The 7,117-nt window shown below is 65.4% G+C and carries 8 protein-coding genes; 3 read left to right on the top strand and 5 right to left on the bottom strand.

The genetic code is table 11. From position 1 onward, the window contains the following. Positions 1–98: 98 nt before the first annotated feature. From ACLBYG_RS31190 to ACLBYG_RS31175, 4 genes are read right to left on the bottom strand one after another with little or no spacing between them, the layout of a single operon-like run. A complete protein-coding gene (locus ACLBYG_RS31190) occupies positions 99–1,322 on the bottom strand; it encodes an AGE family epimerase/isomerase (RefSeq protein ID WP_447684033.1) in 1,224 nt (407 codons plus the stop codon). Between the two features lie 19 nt (positions 1,323–1,341). Continuing rightward, positions 1,342–2,202: a glucose 1-dehydrogenase gene (locus tag ACLBYG_RS31185; protein WP_447684032.1), complete on the bottom strand. Its 861-nt coding sequence runs from the start codon at positions 2,200–2,202 to the stop codon at positions 1,342–1,344. Then, entirely contained in the window at positions 2,199–2,744 is a 546-nt protein-coding gene (locus ACLBYG_RS31180) for a VOC family protein (protein WP_447684031.1), read from the bottom strand. Before ACLBYG_RS31180 ends, ACLBYG_RS31185 begins: the two co-directional genes overlap by 4 nt. A gap of 11 nt (positions 2,745–2,755) precedes the next feature. After that, a complete protein-coding gene (locus ACLBYG_RS31175; protein WP_447684030.1) occupies positions 2,756–3,268 on the bottom strand; it encodes a cupin domain-containing protein in 513 nt (170 codons plus the stop codon). 122 nt (positions 3,269–3,390) lie between these two features. Here ACLBYG_RS31175 and ACLBYG_RS31170 point away from each other — a divergent pair, with 122 nt between their 5' ends. The 3 genes from ACLBYG_RS31170 (at position 3,391) to ACLBYG_RS31160 (ending at position 6,170) form a co-directional block, all read left to right on the top strand. Continuing rightward, complete coding sequence (locus tag ACLBYG_RS31170) at positions 3,391–4,536, top strand: L-dopachrome tautomerase-related protein (protein WP_447684029.1); 1,146 nt, start codon at positions 3,391–3,393, stop codon at positions 4,534–4,536. Further along, positions 4,533–5,510: a LacI family DNA-binding transcriptional regulator gene (locus tag ACLBYG_RS31165; RefSeq protein ID WP_447684028.1), complete on the top strand. Its 978-nt coding sequence runs from the start codon at positions 4,533–4,535 to the stop codon at positions 5,508–5,510. The genes ACLBYG_RS31170 and ACLBYG_RS31165 overlap by 4 nt, the downstream gene beginning before the upstream one ends. A gap of 339 nt (positions 5,511–5,849) precedes the next feature. Next, positions 5,850–6,170, top strand: a complete 321-nt coding sequence (locus tag ACLBYG_RS31160) for a hypothetical protein (protein WP_447684027.1) — start codon at positions 5,850–5,852, stop codon at positions 6,168–6,170. 277 nt (positions 6,171–6,447) lie between these two features. Here ACLBYG_RS31160 and ACLBYG_RS31155 read toward each other — a convergent pair whose 3' ends face one another. Then, a complete protein-coding gene (locus tag ACLBYG_RS31155; RefSeq protein WP_447684026.1) occupies positions 6,448–6,678 on the bottom strand; it encodes a hypothetical protein in 231 nt (76 codons plus the stop codon). Positions 6,679–7,117 lie beyond the last annotated feature (439 nt).

Raw genomic sequence — 7,117 nt, 5'->3', positions numbered from 1 at the left:
GCAAAATACCGGTCAGGTCATGCCGAAAGCCGCCTTTCTCGATTGAAATTGTGACGCGGGGAAGCTTTCGACGATAGCCAACCTTGCCGTTTGGGGTGTTACCCTCTCAAGTTCGATGCGAGCGCGGTCGCGAAGGAGGGGGCCGCGCGCAGCTGTGGCGATAGCGTGGCCTGGTAGGCGTGATAGAGATCCGCCTTGCCCGAATACGCACGTGAGGAAGGACGGTTTCGGGCATCCACCTCGTTACGCCAACTCCCTCGTTTGCGATCAACCAGCGCCAGATCGATGTAATCCCAGAAGCGGCGATACCATCCGGCGTAGGTTGCAGTGCCGGTACGGCGGAACAGCGTCGCGGCGGCGGTTGCTGCTTCAGCCAGCACCCAATGCGGGCAGTTCATAACCACCACCTCATCGTCCCAACCGATCGTATAGGCGATGCCCGGGGTCCCGTTTCGCGCCCAGCCAAGCTTCGTACCGGTCGCGAACAGGCCGAGTGCATCCTCCAGCAGCCATGCGGGCGCCGACTGGTCGTGGGCGAGGAGGGCTGCTTCCAGCTTCAGCAGGAGATGTGACCATTCGAGGAAGTGGCCGGGCGTCATCCCGTACGGGCGCAGGTCGTCGTCGGGCTTCTCGCGGTTGTATTCGGGCAGGAGCTGCCAGGTGCGATCGAAGTGCTCGGCCACACGATAACGGTTCTCACGAGCAAGGTCGTGGATGATACGGGACGCGATCCGCATGGCGCGGGTCCGCCACAGCGGATCGTCCAGCACATCGGCCAGCGCCATCGCCATTTCTGTCGCATGCATGTTGCTGTTGGCGCCGCGATAATCCTCCTCATCGCTCCAGTCAGCCGCGAAGCTCTCTCGCATCGCACCCTCGTCCTCCGACCAAAAGCGCCCCTCCAGCACGGATACGATGCGATCGAGCAGCACGTCCGCCTCTGACACGCCGGCGACCTTCGCCGAGGAAGCGGCGATGCCGACGAAGACGTGCACGTAGGCGAGTTTGCGGCCTGCGGCATCGCTTGCCTGCGGCATCCACCCGCCATGGGTGTCGTCGTGGAGGGGGCCGAGCAGCGCTGCCACGCCATGCTCGACCAGCGGCCGGCAGCCAGGCAGGCCGCGCAACGCTGCCAGCGCATAGGCGTGCGTCATGCGCGCAGTTATGATCGTGTCCGCGACAGCATCCTCGGGCAGCTGGCCATCGTCATCGAGCGCGGCGAAGCCATCGGCGACGCACGATGCCTTCGAGAAGTCGAGCAGCCGCTGCCCCTGGTCGTCGAGCCAACGGCGGTGCAGTGGCGCATCGATCCAGGCCAGCACGTTTCTATCGTTCACAGCCTCAGCCATTGACCGGCATCCCCCCGTTGACGTGGATCGTCTGGCCCGTGACGTAGGAAGCCTCCTCGCTGGCGAGATAGACATAGGCGGGCGCGACCTCGCTCGGCTGGCCGATGCGGCCCATCGGAACGTCCTTACCCATGTCGGCCACCATCTGCGGATCGACCGGCCCGAAGCCCGCCGGCTGGATTGCAGTCCAGATCGGGCCGGGGGCCACCTCGTTGACGCGGATGCCGCGGGGCGCGAGCTGGAGCGCCAGGGCGCGCGTGAAGCCCATCATCGCGCCCTTGGTGCTGGAATAGGCGACGAGCTGCTCGTTACCGACATAGCCGTTGACCGAAGTGGTGTTGATGATCGCCGCGCCTCCGCGCAGGTGCGGGAGCGCCGCGCGCGACAGCCGGAACATGGGATGGACGTTGACGTCGAAATGCCATGCCCAGTCCTCGTCCCCGATCTCACACAGATCCTTGGCGACCTTCTGGATGCCGGCGTTGTTGACGAGGATGTCGAGGCCGCCGAACGCCTCCACGACCCGCGCGACGGCGCCATCGCAAAAGCCGGCGTCGCGCAGGTCGCCGACGATCGCCAGCGCGGGGGCACCCTCCGCCTCGATCAGGCGGATCGCCTCGGCGCCGTCATCGGCCTCCTCGGGCAAGTGGACGATCGCGATGCTTGCACCTTCCCGCGCGAAGTGAAGCGCGACCGCACGCCCGATGCCGCTATCGCCGCCGGTGACGAGCGCGCGTCGCCCGGCAAGTCGGCCGCACCCCTTGTAGCTAGCGCGAATGTGTTCGGCGGGCGGCACAAGCTCACTCTCGCGGCCAGGCATGCGGTTCTGCGACTGGGGAGGGATGCGGGTCATGGGGCGTCCTTCACGACGGTGGGTTTGAAGCGGGGTGCGGGCGCGGTGCGCGTCCAGGCGGCGTCGTCCGGCCAGGCGATCAGTTCGATCACCGTGCCCCAGGGCGCACGCGCGTAGCAGAAGGTATTGGCCCCGGCGGCCTCGATGCCGATCAAGGGTTGCGGCGGGGTCATCAGCGTGCCGCCGGCGACCTTGAGCCGGCGGGCGGCGGCCGCCACATCGTCGCAATAGACGGCGATATGCTGAAGGCCGAGGTCGCACGCCAGCGCGGGGCGATGCTGGCCGGCGGGCACGGCCATCTCGAACAGCTCGATCGACGCACCGTTTCCCAGCCGCATCATGCGCATGTGCCGGATCGCGGTGCCGGGCGGCAGCCCGAGAGTCCGCTCGGTGTCCGGCCCCGCCTGAGCAGTCTCGGGGGTGACGTTGTCGTATAGGGCGACCGCGTCGAACGCTTGCTCCAGGAAGCGGGCGGCGGCGTCCAGGTCGGCGACGGTGATCCCGACATGGTCGATGCCGCGCGGGCGGGACTGATCGCTCATCCTCGGTCCCATCACTTGAACCGGCAGGGCTGGTCGACGGTCGGCGCCACGTCGAGCTGGACGACGAGGAGTTTGACCTCACCCTGTCCGACGTTGCCAGCGAGATGGCCCTTCTTGCCCTGCATGGGTCCCGATGCGGCAGCGACGGTGTTCTGATCCTCGCCGAGCGCGATATCGCCCGGCCCCATCTCGAACCGCGTCCCGTCCTGCGCCTGCATGAACCAGCGCCCCGACAGGGGCACGATCCATTGCGGCTTGGGGTCCTCATGCCACGCGCCGTCCCACCCGTCAGGCTGGACGGTCGCGATCACCGTCGTGCGTCCTTGGCCGAGCTGGTCCTGCCATTGCGGGCCAGCCGGCGACGACATGCTCTTCGACGCGAAGCTCGAGAGCCGGCACAGGGTGAAGTGGCTCTGTCCCGCGGCGTCGGTCCACAGGTGGCGATAAGCGATCGTGGGCGTGGTTGCAGGCGCGGCCGCGGCCGACGTTGCAAGGCTGAGCAGCATGAGAGGCAAGAGGCGCATTCGGCGCTCCTTCAGCGGGATACATGGCTAGAACACCGATCCGCGAAGTTCGTTGCATCGCGATGCAACGAAAGATGGCCGTCGAGGTTTGTGCTGCATCGAATGACATCCGGAGCGACCCTATGCGCCTCATCCTCGCCGCTGCTGCCACCGTCGGTGTTGCCCTGCTCGCCATGCCCGCGGGGGCGCAGACCCCGCCGATCGTCGCGAACGTCGATCCATCATTCGGAGCGGTCGGCCACATCGAGATCGTGGCCGCACTGCCCGGACCAGACCCCTCGGGTATCGCCGTGATCGGTGGCCGGCTGTTCCTAAGCTCGCCCAAGCAGGACGCCGATCACCCCGGCCCAACGTTGATCGAATGGCGCGACGAGCGGGCCGTCCCGTGGCCGTCCGTGGCGCTCTCGCTGCCCTCGACTCGCCCCGCGTCGGATCGGCTCGTATCAGTGCACGGTCTCACCACGGACACCCGCGGGCGGCTCTGGGCGATCGACGACGGCAAGGTGAAGGGCAAGCCGTACGAGCCGGGTGCCGCCAAGATTGTTGGCTTCGACCCGGCCACCGGCGCGATCGTGGCGAAGGTGATCCTAACCGACGCCATGCTGCCGGGTAGCAACATGAACGACCTGCGCATCGATCTTACGCATGGGCGCGAGGGTACTGCCTACGTCACCGACAGCTCGGTCAAGGACGCGGCGCTGGTCGTGGTGGACCTCGCCACAGGCCGGCAGCGGCGCGTTCTGGCGGGTGATCGTTCAGTCATCCCCGATCCTGGCTACCTCACCGTACTCGACGGGCGGGTGCTGGTTGCGGATCCCAAGCAGTTGACCATGCCCACGGGCGGCGCAGACGGCATCACGCTCAGCAAGGACTCAAGCCGGCTCTACTATTCGCCCCTGTCCAGCCGCCGCCTCTACAGCATCCCAACCGCGCTTCTCGCCGACTTCGATAAGGACGACGCCACGCTCGCCGCGGCCGTTACAAACGAAGGCGAGAAGGGCGCGGCGGACGGCCTCGCGACCGATGCCTGGGGACGCATCTACACGACCGCCGCCGATCAGGACGCCGTGTTCCGACGTAACCTCGACGGTTCGTTCGACCTCATCGCCCGCGACGCGCGCTTCGTTTGGCCCGACGGCATCTTCGCGGATGATCGATACGTCTGGGTGGTGCTCGGCCAGTGGACCCGCCTGCCGCAGTTCCATAGTGGTATGGACATGCGCAAACCTCCATTCCTCGTCGCCCGCATGCCGATCGAGGCGCCGTGAGAGAGCGTGCGCCGACCAGTCATGACGTCGCGCGCGAGGCAGGCGTCTCGCAGTCGGCGGTCTCGCGCACCTTCACGCCGGGCGCCAGCGTATCGCCGGAGATGCGCGAGCGGATCGAGGCGGTCGCCCTCCGGCTCGGCTACCGGCCGAACCGGCTGCCCGGCATCATGCGGCGGGGCAGGAGCGGCATCATCGCCGTCGTGGTGGGAGGCCTCTACAACCCCTTCCACACGATGACGCTGGACTCGTTCACGCGCGCGCTCGCGGCGGCGGGCAAGCAGACCATGCTCGTTCGGGTGGAAGACGACCGCGACCTCGACGAGGCGATAGGCGACCTCGTCTCGCTCCGGATCGATGGGGTGCTGAGCGCGCTGTCGGTATCTTCGCAGCGCATCGCAGACATTCTCGACCGCCATCGGCTGCCGATCGTGACCCTAAACTCGACGATCGCCAGCGCATGGGTCCGTACCGTCAACTCGGACAACGCCGAGGCGGGGCGGCAGGCCGCAGGGCTGCTTCATGCATGCGGAGGCACGCGTTTCGCTTCGATCATGGGGCCGGCGGCGACGTTGAGCCACGGTGATCGCGCCAGCGGGTTCGCCGCTGCCCTCCGGAGCTTGAGCATCTCTCCGCTTGCGGCAGCCCATGGCGGCTATGACCATAATTGGGGCTATGAGGAAGCGACGCGGCTGCTTGAGCGCCCCGATCGACCGGACGCCCTGTTCTGCGGCAATGACCTGATCGCCGCCGGCGTCGTGGACCGCTGGGCCCAGGCAGGGCTGACGGCACCCGACAACTTCAAGATCATCGGCTACGATAACATCCCCATCGCCGCTTGGCCGTCATACGCATTGACGACCTTCGATCAGAATAGCGACCACATGGCCGAGCGAGCCATCGCGATGTTCGACAGCTTCGACGCCCCGGCGCCGGCGTTCGTCGCTTCCACGTTGATCAGACGGCGATCATGCTGATCAGTTGAACGGTAAATCGCTGGATCATTGCCGATCAGCAGCATTACCCTTTTAAGCCCAATTATTGCAAGGGCATCTAAGGACATCACGTTTTTCTTGAGATTTGATTGTCGCCGAGAAAGCGGCACTACCCGATGATGGCAGCTATCGCACGCCCTCTTCTCGAAAGCAGCCGGACTGCTTTCCACCCCGAGCCGTCATTCCGATACCGACCCAACTTGGACGCTGGAAGCCCTATCGGCGCTCCCCCAAAGAAGCCGTTCATGCGCCGTCCGGCATTGTCGGCCCGGAGTGGTTTGCGGATTTCGGCGTTTGGGCTTTCGGTGGGACGGTGCGCCTATGAGCTACACGGTCAAGTTGGCGATCTTTCCGCCCTGGAAAGCGCCTGTGCCTTACGAGACCCTCACGGAAGTGTTCGCCACCGGCGAGAGGGCCGCCGAGGCGGGTGCAAAGGCACTTGAGCCCATCACTGAAGGCGAACTCGCCGACCTGGCCTCCGGCCTAAAGCCGAGATCGCAGCGCGTGGGCGAGGGGTGGATCACAGCCATCGAGGTGCCCGAAGGGGCGGTCCACGGATACCTGATCTACGACGAGACCGGCGTTGAGGTGTTCAACTGGACCACTCTGGATGTCGCCGTGGAACGCGCTGCCGGGGACTGATCAGGGTCGAGAGCGTGCGGAACAGCGGCGTCCGCGTCGACGCCTACGCCGTCCGGAAGCAGACAGGCCAAAATCCACCCCGAGCAGCCAGTCTGATAGCAACCCAGCCCTGCCGCTGGTGACGCTATCAGCACTTCTCTAAAGCGGTCCCTCGTCAGCCGTCTGGCAGCTTCGGTCCGCGGTAAGGAACAGATGCCTGCCCCTTACATGGCGAGGAGAGGCGTGTCAGGCTGACAGAAATGACGCCTTCGATGGATGAAATTCGTCATTTGCGGGATCAAGCGCAGCAGCAACTCGCTGCGGCGCTCGCTGACATTCTGGCGGTCGTGATCTCGTGGAGTGGTTCGACGGTGCGCCCGAGTTCGGGGACGCTGAGATCGTCAGTCTGCTCCTTGATCGCCGAGGTCAGAGTGTCCTTCGCGTCGCGCTTACCCCTCACGCGAAGAGCGCGATCTTCGTATTCGAACTGACCGACTGAATCGATGCAGACGTACGCGGCTTCAGCCATCAGAACGTCATTGGCGGCTTGAAGCTGCGCCGCGCGGTCGAGCGCGAGATACAGCCCTGGGAACTTGGCGTCGGGTGTCAGCCGGGCGAGTGGCTGATCGAGCTCGCACCCTGCTTTGGTGCGTACGGCTCCATCCGTGCCAACATCGCACGGATTGTTATCGAACCCCTACCCGAATGACCACCAGAAGGCGGGAACAGACGAGCCAGCCACGTCCGCTTTCCTACCTTATCGCCCCAAAGCGGCTCAGCGGAAATCCACCCTTCCCGGACATTCATCCTATCGCGTTGCATGTCCGAAAATCGATCGTATTTCCGACACCGATAAAGCGTCCCTGCCGAGCCGCCTAGAACAGCCGGGTTTTTGTCGGAGAAACGTGTCGGCTTTTCTATTGCCGGATAAACGGGCTTTTGGCACTGTCCCGACATGCTCGTCGGAT

The organism is Methylobacterium sp. D53M (assembly GCF_053345625.1).
Note: the sequence above shows the minus strand (reverse complement) of the source record. Positions and strands in the feature narration are given on the sequence as shown.

Excerpts from the sequence above, each read along its gene's own strand:
- ACLBYG_RS31170 (WP_447684029.1), top strand. The coding sequence starts at position 3,391 with ATGCGCCTCATCCTCGCCGCTGCTGCCACCGTCGGTGTTGCCCTGCTC.
- ACLBYG_RS31175 (WP_447684030.1), bottom strand. The coding sequence starts at position 3,268 with ATGCGCCTCTTGCCTCTCATGCTGCTCAGCCTTGCAACGTCGGCCGCG.
- ACLBYG_RS31155 (WP_447684026.1), bottom strand. The coding sequence starts at position 6,678 with ATGGCTGAAGCCGCGTACGTCTGCATCGATTCAGTCGGTCAGTTCGAA.
- ACLBYG_RS31180 (WP_447684031.1), bottom strand. The coding sequence starts at position 2,744 with ATGAGCGATCAGTCCCGCCCGCGCGGCATCGACCATGTCGGGATCACC.
- ACLBYG_RS31160 (WP_447684027.1), top strand. The coding sequence starts at position 5,850 with ATGAGCTACACGGTCAAGTTGGCGATCTTTCCGCCCTGGAAAGCGCCT.
- ACLBYG_RS31185 (WP_447684032.1), bottom strand. The coding sequence starts at position 2,202 with ATGACCCGCATCCCTCCCCAGTCGCAGAACCGCATGCCTGGCCGCGAG.